This is a genomic window from Moraxella sp. ZY210820 (assembly GCF_030674635.1).
Lineage (GTDB): Bacteria > Pseudomonadota > Gammaproteobacteria > Pseudomonadales > Moraxellaceae > Acinetobacter.
Window position 1 is genome coordinate 435,107 of record NZ_CP089978.1, and the last position, 17,918, is coordinate 453,024.

The window sequence follows — 17,918 nt, forward strand, 5'->3', positions numbered from 1 at the left end:
AAATCATCAGTTTTTATTGAATAGAGATAGGTTATGGATAAGAAAAATGTAGTGATTTTTAGCCGTATTCATGCTGATTTTGAACAAAAATTAGCAGAGCAGTTTAATATTATCAAAATCAATCCTAAATTGGGTGATGTCAATCAACAAATTCGTGATGCAGTCGTCAATGCACATGGCATGATTGGTGCAGGACGTTATTTAGGGCAGGCTCAATTAGAAACCGCTCAACAGTTGGAAATCATTTCAACAGTGAGTGTAGGTTATGATAATTATGATGTTGATTATTTAAAAGCCAAAGCTATTCATTTGGCACATACCCCTCACGTTTTGACGGAAACCACAGCCGATACAGCATTTAGTTTGTTGATGAGTGCCGCTCGCCGTGTAGTGGAATTAGATAAATGGACGAGAGCAGGGCAATGGACACGCACAGTTGGCGAATCTGAATATGGTATGGATATTTATGGCAAACGTTTGGGCATTATTGGTTTAGGTAATATCGGTTCAGCAATTGCACGTCGTGGTTTTTATGGCTTTAATATGGACATTGTCTATCATGGTAGACGTGAAAAAATGGAAGTAGCAACGCCATTCAATGCTCAATATTTAGAGCTTAATGAATTATTAGCCACATCAGATTTTGTAGTGATTGCGGTGGATTTAAATGCTGATACACAACAACTAATTGGTGAAAAAGAACTTGCATTGATGCAAAAACACGCTGTATTGGTGAATATTTCTCGTGGTGCGGTGTTAGATGAGCAGGCTTTGTATAATGCGTTAAAACAAAAGCAAATTTTTGCCGCTGGTTTAGATGTGTTTATGCAAGAACCGTTACAACAATCCCCTTTATTTGAATTGGAGAATGTGGTGATTACACCACATATCGGTTCGGCAACGCAAGCGACACGTTATGCTATGAATAAATTAGCTTATGATAATTTAGTTTTACATCTCACAGGGGAAAAGGCAAAATATTTGGTGTGTTAAATTTTATCAAAGTGAATAAAAAATATCCCTAATTGCTTAGGGATATTTCATGATAAATCGGATATTATTTATTTGATTTATCTTCTAACTGTGGCACATCAGACCCAGCACCAAGGCTTAATAAACCTGCACCGCTGTAAATACCTAGTTTTTGACGTGTATCAGTAATATCTAAATTACGCATGGTTAATTGTCCGATACGGTCAATCGGTGTAAATGCGGCATCTTCCACTTTTTCCATCGATAAACGTTCAGCTTGATAAGTTAAATTTGGCGATTCAGTATTTAAAATACTGTAGTCATTACCACGTCTTAACTCTAAAGTTACCGTACCTGTAATCGCTTTTGCCACCCAACGTTGAGCAGTTTCACGCAACATCAGTGCTTGGCTATCGAACCAACGACCTTGATACAATAAACGACCTAAACGTAAACCATTGATACGATATTGTTCAATCGTATCTTCGTTATGAATACCCGTTACCAAGCGTTCATAGCAAATATGTAATAACGCCATGGCAGGAGCTTCATAAATACCACGAGATTTCGCTTCAATAATACGGTTTTCGATTTGGTCAGTCATACCGAGACCATGTCGTCCACCGATTTCATTGGCTTTTAAGATTAAATCGACAGGATTATCAAAACGTTCACCGTTGATGGCAACTGGCGTACCTTCTTCAAAAGTAACACTGACAGTTTCTGCTTTAATTTCAACATCATCACGCCAGAATGCCACACCCATAATTGGTTCTACGATTTTAATGCCAGCATCTAAAAATTCTAAATCTTTTGCTTCGTGTGTTGCACCAAGTAAATTTGAATCGGTTGAATAGGCTTTTTCTTTTGACATTTTATAGTCAAAACCATTATCGATTAAGAATTGCGACATTTCAGCACGACCACCCAATTCATCGATAAATTGAGTATCGAGCCAAGGCTTATAAATTTTTAAATTTGGATTAGTTAATAAACCATAACGATAAAAACGCTCAATATCGTTACCCTTGTAGGTTGAACCATCACCCCAAATATTGACGCCATCTTCTGCCATAGCGGTAACGAGCATGGTTCCTGTTACTGCACGACCCAGTGGTGTAGTATTAAAATAAGGCATACCACCTGTTGAAATATGGAATGCACCACATTGAATGGCTGCAATGCCTTCACGAGCAAGTTGTAAACGGCAATCAATCAAACGTGCTTTGACTGCACCATATTGTTCAGCTTTTTTGGGAATAGCATTGTAATCATCTTCATCAGGCTGACCTAAATTCGCAGTATAAGCATAAGGTTCAGCCCCTTTTTGTTTCATCCACAATAGAGCAGCAGAAGTGTCTAAACCGCCAGAAAAGGCGATACCTACTTTTTGACCAGTAGGAATGGATTGGAGAATGGTACTCATAAAATTGTTCCGTTATACAGATTAAATTTAAAAGGGCAAATCATGATTTACCCCATAATGATTTGTGTAATTTTAGGTAGAAAAGTTTACCTATAGATATTACGTTTGAAGATAATAAAAACAAGCAATTATTTTTCACTTAGTTTTGCTTTATCTGCAGTTGTATGTTGTGGAAATTCTGTATCTAAATCATCAACAATGTTTTGCAATAAATATTCGCCATGTGTATAAAGTTGCAAGGTTTTATTGAGATTTAAAATCTCTTGGGCAAATTCCAAAGCCATCATAATGGTAATTTTACCACGGTCAAGCATTGGACTTTCACGGCGTAATTGAGTGAATTTGTCATTAAATACTTCGGCTGCACGTTCAAGCTGCGGACGTTGCTCTTCAGTGGTGCTTAATTTAAATAATTGGTCAGCAAGACGCAATTCTAAAGTTACTTTTTCACTCATTGCTTAAGTTCCTGTTCTAATTCACTATTTTCTTGTTTCAGTTTGATAATCTCTTGCTGATGTTTGTCTTGTTCAGTCCCCAATTGATTTAAACGTTGAATAAACGTTTGTAACTCATTACGCACATGTTGGTTTTTGCTATGCAATTGCTGACTATTACTTTGCAAATGTTTAATGGTTTTTTGAGCTTGTTCATAGTCATATTGTAATGTTTCACGGCTTGCCTGTAATTCTTGGCATTCAGTCAAGATTTCTTGGAAACGTGTTTTTAAATCATTACAGCTTTTTTCTAAGGTATCGTAACGTTCCGTGAGTGAAGTTGCATCTTCATTAAGTTGGTCAAATTGTTGCTGGGTGCTATTCACTTGACGGTTTAATTGTTCAATTTGTTGATCCTTTTGTTCAATGGTTTGCGTATATTGCTCATTTTGCTGTTGCAAATCATCATGACTTTGCTGTAGATTTTTTAAACTGAGTTTAAGCTGTTCAATATGCGTTTGCAAACGCTGTAATTGGTCTAACATAGTGGTCTAAATAACAAAAATAAATCATGCCTTATATTAAACATAATCTAAAATGATGTAAAGTAGAATAAGCAAGCAAAATGCGTAATTTTCCTGTAAAATAGTGCAATTAGATAAATTTTTAGAGTAAATTTTATGTCAAATGAAAGTTTAGACTGGTCAATATGGTGTGATACTTTTCAAGAGATTGATGAAAGTTTAAGTATTGCAGAATTACATGGTTTGATGATGGGGATTGTGAGTGTTACGCAAACGCCTAATGCTGAACAGTGGCGACAAATTTTAGCCTTATTAAAAGTACCCAGTCTAAACGATGAGGCAATTGAATTTCTATGTCAAGAAACTGAAGATGCAAGTCATGCTTTAGTCGATGGTGAGCTTGATTATTTACCTGTCTTACCTGATGATGATACGCCATTATTTGAGCGTGTACAGGCATTGAGTGATTGGTGTTCGGGTGTGGTATTGGGTTTTGGTTTAGTGGCTCAAAAATTAAGTGATGATGAAGCAGAACAAATCGAAATTTTACAAGATATTGCTGCGGTTGAATTTGCTGAAACTGACGATGATGAAGAGGGTGAGCAAGCCTATCAAGAATTATATGAATTAGTGCGTTTAATTCCTGTTCATTTAGCAATGGGTAGACCGAATAAAATTTCCATCGATGAAAGTATTGTGTTAAGTAAAGCCCCTGCAAAAAATGTTGATGTTGTTGAAGTGTTTAATCCGAGCCGTCCGAGTTAATTGTAAATACCAAAAAATAGACGACTAATTTTATGTTTTTAATGATAATTGCCCTGACCATGTGGGCAAGTTCTTTTACGGCTGCTAAATATGCCTATCAAATGTTTGACCCTGCCATTACGGTGCAATTACGTTTAATGATTGCGGGGTTAATTGTTGCCCCTTTATTTATTAAACATTATGCGACTGTCGAGCCAAGTTTGCGTAAAAAGTTGTGGGGATTATCTTTTTTGATATTTCCGATTGGTATTTTTGTGCAATTTATTGGTTTAAGTTATACTTCGGCAAGTAGTGCGGTTACGATTATTGGCACAGAACCGATATTGGTTTTATTATTAGGTTTTTTATTGTTTAAACAAAAAATTGCATGGTATGATTGGCTATTAAGTGTTGTTGCTTTTTTAGGCATTGGTTTATTGGTGCTTGGTTCAAAAAGTGATGGAGCGGTGGATTTATTGGGTTTATCATTGGTATTTATTGCGGGGATTGGTTTTACTTTAAGTATCCATCTTGGGCAAAATATTATGAAACAACTTGCTCCTAATATTTATACAGCAATTATCTTAGTTCAGGGTGCGATATTATGCTTACCATTGACATTGATATTAACCAAAAGTTGGCAGATTAATTTTTCGTGGGCAAGTTTGTTTGCGGTGATTTATTTAGGTGTGGGTTGTAGTTGGCTCGCCTATAAACTGTGGAATATTGGTTTACAAAAAACACCTGCCCATATTTCGGGTATGTTGATTGCGTTAGAGCCTGTGATTGGCGTCATTATTGCCATGTTATTATTGGGTGAGCGTATGAGTGTATTAGCGACTGTGGGTTGCGTTTTAGTGATTGGTTCAGCGATGTTATCGACCATTATTCCGATTATTAAAGATAAAAGGCAAATTTGAGTTTTGAATAATAAAAACCCAAATATCATCAAATATTTGGGTTTTTAATGTTATTTAGGCATTAAACACGTTCAATAATCGTTGCAATACCTTGACCTAAACCGATACACATGGTTGCTAAACCGATTTGCGTATCTTGTTGCTCCATCACATTAAGCAAGGTTGTGGTAATACGAGAACCAGAACAGCCTAATGGGTGTCCTAAAGCAATCGCACCACCATTTAAGTTTACGATGTCTTGTTTGTCATATAAGCCTAAACCTTTTAATACGGATAAACCTTGAGCAGCAAATGCTTCATTGAGTTCAATGGTTTGAATATCATCAATGCTTAAGCCAGCACGTTTTAATGCTTTTTGTGTGGCAGGAACAGGACCAAAGCCCATAATGGCTGCATCACAGCCTGCAACTGCCATTGAGCGAATTACAGCACGTGGTTTAAGCCCTAAATCTTTCGCACGTTGAGCTGACATCACTAACATTGCAGAAGCACCATCGGATAATGCAGATGATGTCGCAGCAGTAATTGAACCGCTGACAGGGTCAAATACAGGACGTAAAGCTTGGAATGCTTCTAAATTAGCATCTGGACGAATTACTTCATCAATATCACAGCGTTGTAAGAAACCATTTTCATCATGACCTTCAATGCCAATGATTTCATTTTTAAAACGCCCTGCTTCCGTTGCTGCCCATGCTTTTTTATGTGAATTTACACCAAACTCATCTTGCTCTTCACGGGTAATGCCATTCATACGTCCTAACATTTCAGCAGTTAAGCCCATCATATTAGACGCTTTCGCATAGTGTTTTGAAGCAAGTGGGTTTAAATCCACGCCGTGCATCATATTCACATGACCCATATGCTCCACACCACCAATGACAAAAATATCGCCTTGATTGGTCGCAATTTGAGCGGCAGCAGTATGTAATGCCTGCATAGATGAACCACATAAACGGTTTACTGTTTGACCTGCAACTGTTTTTGGTAAATCTGCCAATAATACAATATGACGTGCGATGTTCCAACCTTGCTCTAAAGTTTGATTGACAGCACCCCAAATCACATCTTCAATTTCATTTACATCAAAAGGGTTGCGTGCTAATAAGGCACGAACTAAGTCCGCAGACATATTATCTGCACGCACATTACGAAACATACCATTTTTTGATTTGCCCATAGCGGTACGCACACCATCGACAATCACCACATCACGTGGGTTTAAAGTTGCCATATTCTGTATCCTTATCAAATCTTAACCATAAAACTTTTTGTTAGCACTTGCCATATCTTTCAATAATTGCGGTGCTTCATACGCTTTGCCTAAATGTGCATATTTTTCACATAAAGCTACATATTCAGCTACACCAATTTGGTCGATATAACGGCATGGACCACCACGGAATGGAGGAAAACCAATACCCATAATCATTGCCATATCCGCTTCTGCAGGTGTTGCTACAATTTTATCTTCTAAGCAACGTACTGTTTCATTGCATAGAGCTAACATCATACGGTCAATGATGACTTGTGGGTCAAATTCTTGACGTTCGGCTGTTGCTACACTTGCAACAAGTTCATAGGCAGATTCATCATGTTTTTTAGCTTTTTTGCCTTTTTTATCAAGTTCGTATTTATAGAAACCAATGTCATTTTTCTGACCTAAACGTTGGTTTTCATACATCACTTGAATTGCACCTTTAAAATCAGGTTTCATACGGTCAGGGAAACCTTCGGCCATTACTTCAGCACCGTGAACACCTGTATCGATACCGACAACATCAATCAAGTAAGCAGGACCCATTGGCCAACCGAATTTTTCCATGACTTTATCGATTTGTGTAAAATCGGCACCATCTTTCAATAATAAATCAAATGCACCAAAGTAAGGGAATAATACACGATTAACTAAGAATCCAGGGCAGTCGTTTACTACAATTGGTGTTTTACCCATTTTTTGAGCTAAAGCTACTGTTGTTGCAATGGCTTGCTCAGATGTTTGTTCACCACGAATGACTTCAACCAACGGCATCATATGTACTGGATTAAAGAAGTGCATACCAACAAAATTTTCAGGACGTTTTAAAGCTTTAGCTAAACGTGTAATTGAAATGGTTGAAGTGTTTGATGCAATAATCGCATTCTCACGCACACGACTTTCAACATCTGCTAATACTTTTTCTTTAATGGCAGGATTTTCTGTTACTGCTTCAATCACGATATCTACATTATTAAATTCATCATAACTTAATGTAGGACGGATACGTGCTAGAGTTTCTCCCATTTTTGCTGGGGTTAATTTTTGACGTTCAACTTGTTTAGTGAGTAGTTTATTTGCTTCACTCATACCAAGTGCAAGTTGTGGATTACCAATATCTTTCATGATAATTGGTGTACCTTTAACTGCTGATTGATAAGCAATACCACCACCCATAATACCAGCACCTAATACTGCTGATAGATTAACATCATTGGCACCTTTTTCGTATTTTTTAGCAATTTTTTTCACCACTTGGTCATTTAAGAATAGACCAATAAGTGCTTCTGCTTGTGCTGTTTTGGCTGCTTGTGCAAAATAATTTGCTTCAGTTTTACCAGCTTCTTCACGGGTTTGATTGACAGAAATTTGTAAGCTATCTAAAGCTAATTTTGGTGCAGGATATTGAGTAGGATTTGCTTTGGCAAAAATAACACCTTTTGCAGAATTAAACGCCATCATTTGTTCAATTTGATTGAGTTTAATTGGATTTAATTTTTCTTGGCGTTTTACTTTCCAATCTAATTCACCTGCAATGGCTTTTTTGATTAAATCAACAGCACCTGCTAATAATTGCTCTGGCGAAGTTACCGCATCAACCGCACCGATTTTAAGTGCAACATCAGCTTTATTTTGGCTACCTGTGCCAATCCATTCTAAGGCATTATCAACACCAGAAATACGTGTTAAACGAATCGTACCACCATAACCCGGAAATAAACCTAATTTCACTTCAGGCAAGCCCACTTGTGCTGAACTTGACATGACACGATAATCACATGCTAAACACATTTCAAAACCACCACCTAAAGCAATACCATTAATTGCTGCAACGGTTGGAATTGGTAAATCTTCAAAAGCATTAAAAATTTTATGAATTTCAACAATTTTTTGACTAATTGTTTCAACATCGCTGGAGAATAATCCACCAAATTCGGTAATATCTGCTCCAACGATAAATACAGGTTTGCCACTAGTTACAACAACGCCTTTAACATCGCTATTAGTTGCAATCAGACGTGTCGCTTCACTTAACTCTTGTAAAGTAAGTTGATTGAGTTTATTAACAGATTCGCCTTGTAAATCAAAGCGGAACTCTGCAATTCCATCTTCAATAAATTGGACGGAAATAGCTTGACCAGAGAAAATCATAATGAACTCCTGTTCTTGTGATTTAAAAAAGATTTAACAAAATCATAGGATAGTGTCTAATATACGCTAAATCGCATGAAAATATATGACCGAAATGCACTATGAGTGATGACAAAAAAGTCATAATCATGTAAGAGTATAAGGTGGCGAATATAAAATAGCAAATTAAGATATGAAATTCATTAAATCTCATATTTTCATTGATGGAGAGATATGTAGTATGGTTAATAACCATTCGCTTTTAATGTCTGAATGATGTGTTGATATTCAGTCGTGGTTTTGCTAATTTGTTGTTGTAATACTTTGATATTATGCAACATGGTCTGTAAAGCTTTATTATTTTGATTTAATGAATTGCTAATATTAGCAGGGACGGCTTTACCTTGACGTGTATAATTACTTTGCTGGATTTGTAAATTACGATTAGCATTCATTAATTGAGTGTATTGAGTATTCTGAAAATTAAGTTGTTCATTTAACTTCTTTAATAATTCATCACGTTTACGCATGGCAGAAGTACTTGAGCCATAGGCTTGGCGTAAGCGTTGTAATTCTTGTTGTTGATTTTTATTTGTTTGAGCTTGTTGTAATTGACGTTTTTCAATTGCTTGACTTGATGGTGGTACACGACGTACCACATACATTTGGTTATTTAATACTTCATAACCATGCTTAATATGGTTGGCGGTAACGCTCGTGCTAATAGTGGGTTTACCACTTGCATCATAGTAACGATACCAATCTGCCCAAGCAAAATTAGGCACCATCATGATTACAACTGTCATAAGTGAAAAAGAATACGCTTTATGAGAAAAAAATAGTTTAAACATGATATGAACCTGTATGAGATAGAGGGTAAAAATAACCATAGAGCTATCATTCGTCCGTTATTATTAATTACAATAGCAAAGAATAAATTGAATTAAAAGTAAGCTATTTTGTAAAGTTGTTTAAATATTGTGTATTAAAAATATTGATAAATTGTAGTGTTTATTAAAGATGTAAAAAATGGATAATTTTTGTCACTTATCGACATGAATAAAAAAGTAAATTTGTATATATTTTATGCTATACAGTATCGTATTAATGTGATTAATCTAACTAAAACATCAGAAAAAATCTTGGTAATTGTAAAAAAATGTCATTTTGTGGTATAATATATATACAATCATAATGGTTAATAATTGTTCAAATGTGGCTTATTGTACCTGTATTTTCAAAAATGTAATTGAAAAACAAGGTCAAAATATGTTAAAAAAGCCACTGTAAAACATACATTTCAATTATGTGTTCATAATTTCATCTTGAGTAGGGCTTTCCAAATGGAAGATATTCTTAAAAATCTTAAAGTTATGGTAATTGATGATTCAAAAACCATTCGTCGTACAGCTGAAACATTATTGCAACGTGAAGGTTGTGAAGTGATTACTGCAGTTGATGGTTTTGAAGCATTGTCAAAAATTGCAGAAACACAACCTGATATTATTTTCGTTGATATTATGATGCCACGTCTTGATGGTTATCAAACTTGTGCATTATTAAAAAATTCACAAAATTTCCGTAATATTCCAGTCTTAATGTTGTCAAGTAAAGATGGTTCATTTGACCAAGCAAAAGGTCGTGTAGTTGGTGCAAATCAATATTTAACTAAGCCATTTAGTAAAGATGAATTAATCGATGCAATTCGCACACATATTCAAGCATAAATTTTGTTGTGTGTATTTAATTTATTAAAAGATAAAAAAGAGAGCAAAAATGGCTAAAATCCTGATTGTTGATGACTCTCCCACTGAAACATATCATTTTCGTGATATTTTGCAAAGAAATGGTTATGAGGTCATTGAAGCTACGAATGGAGAAGATGGCGTTAAGTTAGCTCAAGAAGCACAGCCAGATTTAGTGTTGATGGATATCGTAATGCCGGGTATGAATGGTTTCCAAGCAACACGTCAAATTACGCGTGGTGAAAAAACAAAGCATATTCCTGTTGTAATTGTGAGTACAAAAGACCAAGCAACAGACCGTGTCTGGGGTAAACGTCAAGGTGCTTGTGATTATTTGACAAAGCCAGTTGATGAACAACAATTGATTGGTACGATTTTTCAGCATCTTCCACAAGGGCGATAATACGAGAATAAAACATGGCTGCGAAAGGGTTTATTGAATTATTACGTTTGGCTAAACGTAGTAAAAAAAGCCACGACATGACAAAGCAAGAGGCTAATCGTTGGTCTGGTATTGCTTTTGAAATGTTGGGACAATATTTTGTTGCGCCTTTAGGTGAAGTGGCTGAGGTAATTTATCAGCCAAAATACACTTATATTCCAAAATCTCAAGATTGGGTGTGTGGTCTAGCTAATGTGCGTGGGCGTTTATTGTCGGTTTCTGATTTGCCACATTTTTTAACGGGTAAGAAAAGTCCGTTTCTTCCAACACAAAAAGTGTTATGCGTAAACCATCAAGACCATTATATTGGTTTGGTGGTTGATCGTGTGTTAGGGATTCAACATTTTAATAAAAATAGTTTTTTTGCACAGTCTGAAGATTTAGATGGTGTGTTAAAACCTTATTGTCCTGGTTACTTTAAACAATCCCAAAAGCAATGGCAAGTATTTTTATTGAGTCGTTTGTTGAAAGATGAGCAGTATATGAATGCTTCTATGAACAAAATGTAATTTAATCAAATAAAAAAATCTATTGATGTAAGATAGATCTCGGAGAGGCTATATGAGCTTTCAAAACAATCAGGGTTCTGTTGCAACAGGACAAAATCAACCTTTAGGAAGTATGAGTAAAGCGAAATCTCGCTTAGGGTTGATTAAAGGTGGTGCTATTGTTAGTATCATTCTATTGGGGTTATCATTTGCTGATGTGTTTGGTAATCCTACTATTAACCAAGCTGTAGTAGCTGTGGTTGTCGCATTTTTAATCTTTGTTTTAATTTTGGCATCTGGTACGGCTAGTGCGATCGATTCTAGTTCTGATGATGAGGCTGAATATATTGCACGTTTACGCGAAGAAGAACAAAAGCGTGCTGAATTTTTGCGTGCAGAAGAAGATAAACGTATCTCTGAATTGCAAGCAGAATATGAACGTAACCAAAATGCGATTTTACGTTTACTTGATGAAATTGCAGACTTAGCAGATGGTGATTTACGTTCTTATGCAACTGTATCGGAAGATTTTACAGGAGCAATTGCAGACTCGATTAACTTTGCGATTGACCATTTACGTACCTTAGTATCACGTATTAACGAAACAGCACAAGAGGTTGCTCGCTATTCACAAGATACTCAACGTATTACACATCAGTTAGCACAATCATCTGAACACCAAGCACAAGAAATTGCTGGTGCTTCAATTGCGATTAATGAAATTGCAAGCTCGATTGAACAAGTCTCTAAAAATGCGGCTGAATCAGCAGAAGTAGCACAACACTCAGTACAAATCGCAACAGATGGTGCTGAAGTTGTAAACCGTTCGATTCAAGGTATGGATAACATTCGTGAACAGATTCAACAAACATCAAAACGTATTAAGCAGTTAGGTGAATCATCTCAAGAGATTGGTAATATCGTATCTTTGATTAACGATATTGCAGACCAAACGAACATCTTGGCATTAAACGCAGCGATTCAAGCATCGATGGCGGGTGAAGCTGGTCGTGGTTTTGCGGTTGTTGCAGATGAAGTACAACGTCTTGCAGAGCGTTCAACATCAGCAACTAAACAGATTGAAAGCTTAGTTAAGACTATTCAGGCGGATACTAACGAGGCGGTAAGTTCGATGGAACAAACAACTGCGGAAGTTGTGCGTGGTGCGAACTTAGCCAAAGATGCAGGTATTGCCTTAGATAAAATTCAAACAGTATCGGGTAATTTAGCACAATTGATTTCTAATATCTCTGAAGTGTCTAAATTACAGTCAGTTTCTGCAGGTCATATTTCTGGTACGATGCATGTAGTACAAGAAATTACTTCACAAACAACAACGGCAACATTGGATACTGCACGTTCGGTTTCTGAATTGGCAAATATGGCTGAGTCGTTACGTGAATCTGTATCTGACTTTAAATTACCTGACTAATAATGAATTTATTGATGATTTGTTAGTAAGTATGGCATGGGTGAAGACCACTATAATAGCAGTGGTTAAACCCATTAATAATCTATACATCGCTGTATATGATGATTTTAATTATAGACTTAAAGTAGCCTAATCAATGAAAACTGCATTAAAACATTTGGTAGATACGATAACATTGCCCGAAGATGAATATTTGGAGCAAGATGCAGAAATTTTTGAAATTTTTGTAGAGGAAGTGGAAGAAATTCTCAATGAGTTGGTTGAGTTAGTACCACAATGGATTGCGGATAGCCAAGATCAAGAAACATTGGTTACGATTCGCCGTTATTTTCATACTTTAAAAGGTTCGGGGCGTATGGTGGGTGCGAAAGCATCTGGGGAATTGGCATGGACAGTAGAAAGTTTATTAAATAATGTCATCTCAAATAATATTGAATTAACGACTGATATTCAGCGTTATGTACAAACTGTTGTTAATTTATATCAGTATAAATTATTGCATGAGTTTAAAGTAGTATCTGCTCATCAGTTAGATTTTCGTCCGTTGGTTTTGTTGGGACAACGTTTACAACAGCAACAAAATTTAGAAGTAGAATTAAATGACTTATTGGTGTTAGCAGATACTTTAACATCATCAACTGTGGTTACAGGTCTAGAAGTTGCAAATGACGATAATTCAAAAGAAGTGGAAGAAATTCAACCACATACAGATATTGTGGTGGCAACAACAGAATTACCAAGTATTGATATTGCTCCTGAAATGCTGGAAATTTTCTTAGAAGAATCAAATGAAAATTTAATTGTTGTTGATTCTTTCTTGGAACAAGCATTACCAACAACAGATGATTATAATCGTTTAGTGCGTGCATTACATACCTTGCGTGGTAGTTCTGCAATGGTGGGTTTGGAAAAAATTACCAAAGTCAGTCAATATGTAGAAAAGAGTTTTGAGCATAAAAGTACAACTGATGATATAGAGGTTGTTGCACAATCAAAACAATTATTGCAAGACTATAAAGCATTTATTACGCAGTCTCTAAATTCATTGCAACAACAAAATACTCAACAATTAAATGATTTGTATGATTATTTTACTCAACAATGGTCTTTAGAAAATAATGCTTTAGACGATAAAGATGAGCAAAATACTCAAGGTATTGTGAGTACATTGTTGGAATTGGATATTGGTTTATTACTTGATGCCGAATTTGATTTTGAGCAAAATGCACAAGATTCTGCATATTTACAAAGTTTGATTGAGCAAACTCAAAATCTGGTCAATTATCAGCACCATAAAGAAAGTTTAGCTATTCAAGATTATAGTGAAAAAATGGGGCGTGCTTATAAGAGTATTTTAGAGCAACCAGAATTATTAAATAATGAGAATGTGCAACAAGCATTTTTAAATACGCATAAACAATTTGTGAATTTGTTTGATACACTTGCCTCTGGACAGTCGATTGAAACAGGTTTACAACTTCAAGTTATTACACGCTTATTGACGGTGTTAGACCATCAAGATACGGCATTAACATCAGAAATTGAAGTTAGTACAAATACTTCGTCTGTTGTTACTCAAAGTGCTGAGTTGGATATTAGTACAATTGTAGCTCGTATAGCATTAGATAAACAACAAATTGAAAGTGAACAAATTAATCGTGATTTTGACTCAGATTTACTTGATATTTTCTTAGAAGAAGCTGAAGAGTTACAAATTAGCATTGATCAAAGTTTAGAGCAATGGTCGCAAGATTATACAAATATAAATACTTTAAATAGTCTGATGCGTTATTTGCATACCTTGAAAGGTGGTGCGAATATGATTCAAGCAACACATTTAGGTTTGGTTACGCATGAGTTAGAAAGTATTTATGAAAACATTATTGCTCAAGTTATTCCTGTTTCATTGAATTTGGAGCGTTTAATTCGTGTGTTACAAGACGAAGTTTCTGAGCGTTTACAAGTTCTGCGTGATGTGAAAGTGGATTACCCATCAACAGAGACAGTGCATATATTGAAAAATATCATGCAATATGTTGCAGGTGGTCAAGTATCTGTTGAGCCGACTAATGATCCAGAACAAAGTGATACAATTGTAACAACTGAGCCAGCAACAGAAATCGTGGTTGCTGAAACAGTATCATCATCTATTATAGAAGAAGATGATGATATTGATAAAATTATTGAAACTGAATTCTTGGATGAAGCAGGTATTTTACTCAATAATGCACAAGAATTATTGACACAGTGGAAAGATGAACGTACTAACCGTAACGTATTATTACGTTTACAGCGTACTATTCATAGTTTAAAAGGTGCAGCACGTTTAGCAAAACGTACAGAAGTTTCTGAAGTGGCAGCACAATTAGAACATACTTTTGAACAATTCGCAGTACATCATTTTGAGGCGGGTATATATGACCGTACTTTACAAGATACTTTGCGTTGGTTCAAACCTGCAATTTTCAATAAAGATGTAAGTTTGGTTAAAACGATTTTGCAAAGTTTGCAAAATATTAATTATACACAAGATAAAGTAGATGACTTTGTTGGTGAGACATTCATTGAAGATACAGTGATGGGTGATGGTACTGAACCACCATCGATGATGGGTGAATGGGATACTACCGAACAAGTAACAAATGCAGAGATGATTCGTATTTCATCTGATGTGATTGATAAAATGCTTGACTTATCTGGTGAGAACTCGATTAACCGTTCACGAATTGAAATGGATATTAACTCATTTGCATCAACCTTATCTGAAATGGAATTGACTATTAAGCGTCTTGCTGACCAGTTACGCCGAATGCAGGGTGAGTTAGAATCACAAATTTTAGCACGTCATGGCGGAGAAGAGTCTCGTTATGAAGATTTTGACCCGTTGGAAATGGACCAATATTCATCATTAAACCAATTATCTAAATCGTTAGCAGAATCTGCATCGGACTTAATCGACTTTAAAACGACATTAGCCAATAAGTTAAGTGATACAGAAGGTTTATTATTACAACAATTCCGTTTGCAAAATGAAATGCAAGAGAGTTTAATGCGTACTCGTTTGGTACCATTCTCACCGATGTTACCACGTTTACAACGTATTGTACGTCAAACATCTGCCAAATTAGATAAACCTGTTGAGTTTATTACAGATAGTATTGATGGGGAATTTGACCGTAATATTTTAGAGCATTTGATTACACCATTTGAGCATATGTTGCGTAATGCACTAGATCATGGTTTAGAGACTCGAGCAGAACGTCATCGTACCATTAAACCTGAGGCTGGACGTATTGAATTAAAAATTGAACGTCAAGGTACAGATGTAGTTGCAACTTTAAGTGATGATGGTCGTGGCATTGATGTGCGTAAAATTCGCCGTAAAGCGATTGAGCGTGGCTTAATGAAAGAGGGTGAGCCATTAGAGCGTGAAGAAATTTTACAGTTTATTTTCCATCATGGTTTTAGTACAGCACAAGAAGTAAGTGATATTTCAGGTCGTGGTGTCGGTTTAGATGTAGTACAAAGCGAAATTCGTGAGTTGGGTGGACAACTTAGTGTAGACTCAGTTTATGGTGAAGGAACAACCTTTACTATTCGTGTACCAACAACGGTAGCAATGAGTGATGCCTTGATGATTAAACAAGGTGATCAACAATATGCAGTACCATTAACTCAAATTGAGCGTATGGTGCGTATTTCACCTGAAATCTTAGAAACTTATTTTAAGAGTAATGCTGAACATTTAAGTATAGACAACCAAAACTATCGTTTACGTTATTTATCAGAATTGATTTCTGATCAGCCAATGCCACGTTTCCAAGATATGAATACACCAATGCCTGTATTGTTATTAAAAAGTACAGGTGGTCAGCGTGTTGCATTGTTAGTAGACCAATCTGGTTCTCGTGAACAGATTGTAGTAAAACCAATTGGTGAACAGTTTGGTTCAGTAGGTATTATTGCTGGTGCAACGATTTTGGGTGATGGTCGTGTGTGTCTGATTTTAGATACAGCAAATATGATTCGTCAGGCTCAATCAACTAACCGTTCACGTCAAGTGGATGAAGTTAAGCATAAAGAGAAAGGTCGTCAGCGTGATCAGCGTCATTTAGTAATGATTGTCGATGACTCAGTAACAGTACGTAAAGTAACATCTCGTCTATTAGAGCGTAATGGTTATGATGTTATTACTGCTAAAGATGGTGTTGATGCGATGGAGCAACTTGAAAATGTTACACCTGACTTAATGTTACTTGATATTGAAATGCCACGTATGGACGGTTTCGAAGTAACGGCTTTAGTACGTCGTCATGAGACACATAAAGACTTACCGATTATCATGATTACATCACGTACTGGTGAAAAACATCGTGAACGTGCATTATCATTAGGTGTAAGTGAATATATGGGTAAACCGTTCCAAGAAGATACTTTATTGAGTAAGATTCGTAGTTATTTAACTGTAGATATGGGGAGTAAATAATGGCTCATGAAATTACGACTGCCGATCAACTCGATTATTTGATGACGGTATCGACAGGATTTATTGATGCATATATTATCCCTGTACATAAAAATATGCCGATGTTATTACCGCAGAATATTATTTTATCTGCGATTGATACAGAAATTAATGCAGATGTCATTAAATGGCATAATCAACAAATACCAACTTACAATATCGCTGATACAAGTTTGGAAGATGGTGTAGCATTGATTATTGAAGGTGAAAATACGTGGCAACGATTTGCCTTAATTTGTAATGAAATGCCACGTGAGATTCGTTTACGTATTTCAGAGGCTGTAGATTCAACAATTCCTGTTGAAGATTTAGCAGTGTATCAATATGTAGAAATTGGTTCTGATTTATATCAAGTACCACGAGTAGAATATCTACAACAACTTGCATCTGATAAAGTTAAAGCAAAGAAAAGTGTTGAATAAAATGAAAAGAGAGAATTTTAAATTCTCTCTTTATTTGTCTTATTGATACATTATTGTTTAGTATCCGCTGGAGCTGGTTCAGTTGCTTTAGTTTCTTCTGTAGGTTTAGCTTCTGTTGTTGTTTCAGTCGCTTTAGTTTCTTCTACAGGTTTAGCTTCAGTCGTTTCAGCTTTAGGAGTATCTGCTGATTGAGTTGTTGTTTGTGTCTCTGTTGGTGCATTTGGATTTGGAGCAACAGGACCTTCAACAGGTGCAGCATCAATTTTGCTTGCATCAATCGCAGCTTGCTGTTCTACTGCTTCAGTAGCTGTTGGTTTTTGTTCTGTTGTAGTAGGCTTCTTTTCACCACCACAAGCAACTAAGGCTAAAGTCGCTGTTGCGACACCAATTAAAGCTAATTTTTTCAATAACATTTTAGTCTCTCAAAATAAATTAAAACTATCAATTATTATAACA

15 protein-coding genes and 1 pseudogene are annotated in these 17,918 nt (G+C 35.9%); 9 read left to right on the plus strand and 7 right to left on the minus strand.

Annotation, left to right across the window (positions count from 1 at the left end; all coding sequences use genetic code 11):
- Positions 1 to 33 precede the first annotated feature (33 nt).
- Positions 34 to 993 (plus strand): 2-hydroxyacid dehydrogenase, encoded by a 960-nt coding sequence (locus LU301_RS02180; protein ID WP_305272103.1) that lies wholly within the window; start codon positions 34 to 36, stop codon positions 991 to 993.
- 64 nt (positions 994 to 1,057) lie between these two features.
- On the opposite strand, the gene argG is transcribed toward LU301_RS02180, so the two are convergent.
- From argG to LU301_RS02195, 3 genes are all read right to left on the minus strand, one after another.
- Complete coding sequence (gene argG / locus LU301_RS02185; protein WP_305272105.1) at positions 1,058 to 2,398, minus strand: argininosuccinate synthase; 1,341 nt, start codon at positions 2,396 to 2,398, stop codon at positions 1,058 to 1,060.
- 128 nt (positions 2,399 to 2,526) lie between these two features.
- Entirely contained in the window at positions 2,527 to 2,853 is a 327-nt protein-coding gene (locus tag LU301_RS02190; protein WP_305272108.1) for a cell division protein ZapA, read from the minus strand.
- Entirely contained in the window at positions 2,850 to 3,377 is a 528-nt protein-coding gene (locus LU301_RS02195) for a hypothetical protein (RefSeq protein WP_305272110.1), read from the minus strand. The genes LU301_RS02190 and LU301_RS02195 overlap by 4 nt, the downstream gene beginning before the upstream one ends.
- Before the next feature lie 135 nt (positions 3,378 to 3,512).
- Between LU301_RS02195 and LU301_RS02200 the strand changes: the two genes are divergently transcribed.
- Both LU301_RS02200 and LU301_RS02205 read left to right on the plus strand, forming a co-directional pair.
- Positions 3,513 to 4,121, plus strand: a complete 609-nt coding sequence (locus LU301_RS02200) for a UPF0149 family protein (protein ID WP_305272112.1) — start codon at positions 3,513 to 3,515, stop codon at positions 4,119 to 4,121.
- A 32-nt stretch (positions 4,122 to 4,153) separates the two neighbouring features.
- Positions 4,154 to 5,020: a DMT family transporter gene (locus LU301_RS02205; protein ID WP_305272114.1), complete on the plus strand. Its 867-nt coding sequence runs from the start codon at positions 4,154 to 4,156 to the stop codon at positions 5,018 to 5,020.
- 61 nt (positions 5,021 to 5,081) lie between these two features.
- Here LU301_RS02205 and fadA read toward each other — a convergent pair whose 3' ends face one another.
- From fadA to LU301_RS02220, 3 genes are all read right to left on the minus strand, one after another.
- Positions 5,082 to 6,254 carry an acetyl-CoA C-acyltransferase FadA gene (gene fadA / locus LU301_RS02210; protein WP_305272116.1) on the minus strand — a complete coding sequence of 391 codons (1,173 nt, stop codon included), beginning with the start codon at positions 6,252 to 6,254 and terminating at the stop codon, positions 5,082 to 5,084.
- 21 nt (positions 6,255 to 6,275) lie between these two features.
- Positions 6,276 to 8,429, minus strand: a complete 2,154-nt coding sequence (gene fadB, locus LU301_RS02215) for a fatty acid oxidation complex subunit alpha FadB (protein WP_305272118.1) — start codon at positions 8,427 to 8,429, stop codon at positions 6,276 to 6,278.
- Between the two features lie 224 nt (positions 8,430 to 8,653).
- Complete coding sequence (locus LU301_RS02220; protein WP_305272120.1) at positions 8,654 to 9,259, minus strand: hypothetical protein; 606 nt, start codon at positions 9,257 to 9,259, stop codon at positions 8,654 to 8,656.
- Between the two features lie 492 nt (positions 9,260 to 9,751).
- On the opposite strand from LU301_RS02220, the gene pilG reads away from it, so the two are divergent.
- The 6 genes and pseudogenes from pilG to LU301_RS02250 all read left to right on the plus strand — a co-directional run bounded on the left by pilG (position 9,752) and on the right by LU301_RS02250 (position 17,462).
- Positions 9,752 to 10,135, plus strand: coding sequence for a twitching motility response regulator PilG (gene pilG / locus LU301_RS02225; RefSeq protein WP_305272122.1), 384 nt, complete (start codon positions 9,752 to 9,754; stop codon positions 10,133 to 10,135).
- Between the two features lie 49 nt (positions 10,136 to 10,184).
- Positions 10,185 to 10,556, plus strand: coding sequence for a response regulator (locus tag LU301_RS02230; protein ID WP_305272125.1), 372 nt, complete (start codon positions 10,185 to 10,187; stop codon positions 10,554 to 10,556).
- Positions 10,557 to 10,570: 14 nt separating this feature from the next.
- Positions 10,571 to 11,104 (plus strand): chemotaxis protein CheW, encoded by a 534-nt coding sequence (locus tag LU301_RS02235; protein WP_305272127.1) that lies wholly within the window; start codon positions 10,571 to 10,573, stop codon positions 11,102 to 11,104.
- 367 nt (positions 11,105 to 11,471) lie between these two features.
- Positions 11,472 to 12,515: pseudogene (locus LU301_RS02240) on the plus strand (methyl-accepting chemotaxis protein); the annotation flags it as partial.
- A 136-nt stretch (positions 12,516 to 12,651) separates the two neighbouring features.
- Positions 12,652 to 17,001 (plus strand): hybrid sensor histidine kinase/response regulator, encoded by a 4,350-nt coding sequence (locus LU301_RS02245; protein WP_305272129.1) that lies wholly within the window; start codon positions 12,652 to 12,654, stop codon positions 16,999 to 17,001.
- Entirely contained in the window at positions 17,001 to 17,462 is a 462-nt protein-coding gene (locus LU301_RS02250) for a hypothetical protein (protein ID WP_305272131.1), read from the plus strand. Before LU301_RS02245 ends, LU301_RS02250 begins: the two co-directional genes overlap by 1 nt.
- A 50-nt stretch (positions 17,463 to 17,512) precedes the next feature.
- Here LU301_RS02250 and LU301_RS02255 read toward each other — a convergent pair whose 3' ends face one another.
- Complete coding sequence (locus LU301_RS02255; protein ID WP_305272132.1) at positions 17,513 to 17,875, minus strand: hypothetical protein; 363 nt, start codon at positions 17,873 to 17,875, stop codon at positions 17,513 to 17,515.
- Between the last annotated feature and the right edge of the window lie 43 nt (positions 17,876 to 17,918).

What these genes read in the sequence shown, in the direction of transcription:
- fadA (WP_305272116.1), bottom strand. Translation starts at nt 6,254, where the DNA reads ATGGCAACTTTAAACCCACGTGATGTGGTGATTGTCGATGGTGTGCGT.
- LU301_RS02195 (WP_305272110.1), bottom strand. Translation starts at nt 3,377, where the DNA reads ATGTTAGACCAATTACAGCGTTTGCAAACGCATATTGAACAGCTTAAA.
- LU301_RS02205 (WP_305272114.1), top strand. Translation starts at nt 4,154, where the DNA reads ATGTTTTTAATGATAATTGCCCTGACCATGTGGGCAAGTTCTTTTACG.
- LU301_RS02255 (WP_305272132.1), bottom strand. Translation starts at nt 17,875, where the DNA reads ATGTTATTGAAAAAATTAGCTTTAATTGGTGTCGCAACAGCGACTTTA.
- LU301_RS02235 (WP_305272127.1), top strand. Translation starts at nt 10,571, where the DNA reads ATGGCTGCGAAAGGGTTTATTGAATTATTACGTTTGGCTAAACGTAGT.
- LU301_RS02220 (WP_305272120.1), bottom strand. Translation starts at nt 9,259, where the DNA reads ATGTTTAAACTATTTTTTTCTCATAAAGCGTATTCTTTTTCACTTATG.
- LU301_RS02250 (WP_305272131.1), top strand. Translation starts at nt 17,001, where the DNA reads ATGGCTCATGAAATTACGACTGCCGATCAACTCGATTATTTGATGACG.
- LU301_RS02190 (WP_305272108.1), bottom strand. Translation starts at nt 2,853, where the DNA reads ATGAGTGAAAAAGTAACTTTAGAATTGCGTCTTGCTGACCAATTATTT.
- LU301_RS02245 (WP_305272129.1), top strand. Translation starts at nt 12,652, where the DNA reads ATGAAAACTGCATTAAAACATTTGGTAGATACGATAACATTGCCCGAA.
- pilG (WP_305272122.1), top strand. Translation starts at nt 9,752, where the DNA reads ATGGAAGATATTCTTAAAAATCTTAAAGTTATGGTAATTGATGATTCA.
- fadB (WP_305272118.1), bottom strand. Translation starts at nt 8,429, where the DNA reads ATGATTTTCTCTGGTCAAGCTATTTCCGTCCAATTTATTGAAGATGGA.
- LU301_RS02230 (WP_305272125.1), top strand. Translation starts at nt 10,185, where the DNA reads ATGGCTAAAATCCTGATTGTTGATGACTCTCCCACTGAAACATATCAT.
- LU301_RS02180 (WP_305272103.1), top strand. Translation starts at nt 34, where the DNA reads ATGGATAAGAAAAATGTAGTGATTTTTAGCCGTATTCATGCTGATTTT.
- LU301_RS02200 (WP_305272112.1), top strand. Translation starts at nt 3,513, where the DNA reads ATGTCAAATGAAAGTTTAGACTGGTCAATATGGTGTGATACTTTTCAA.
- argG (WP_305272105.1), bottom strand. Translation starts at nt 2,398, where the DNA reads ATGAGTACCATTCTCCAATCCATTCCTACTGGTCAAAAAGTAGGTATC.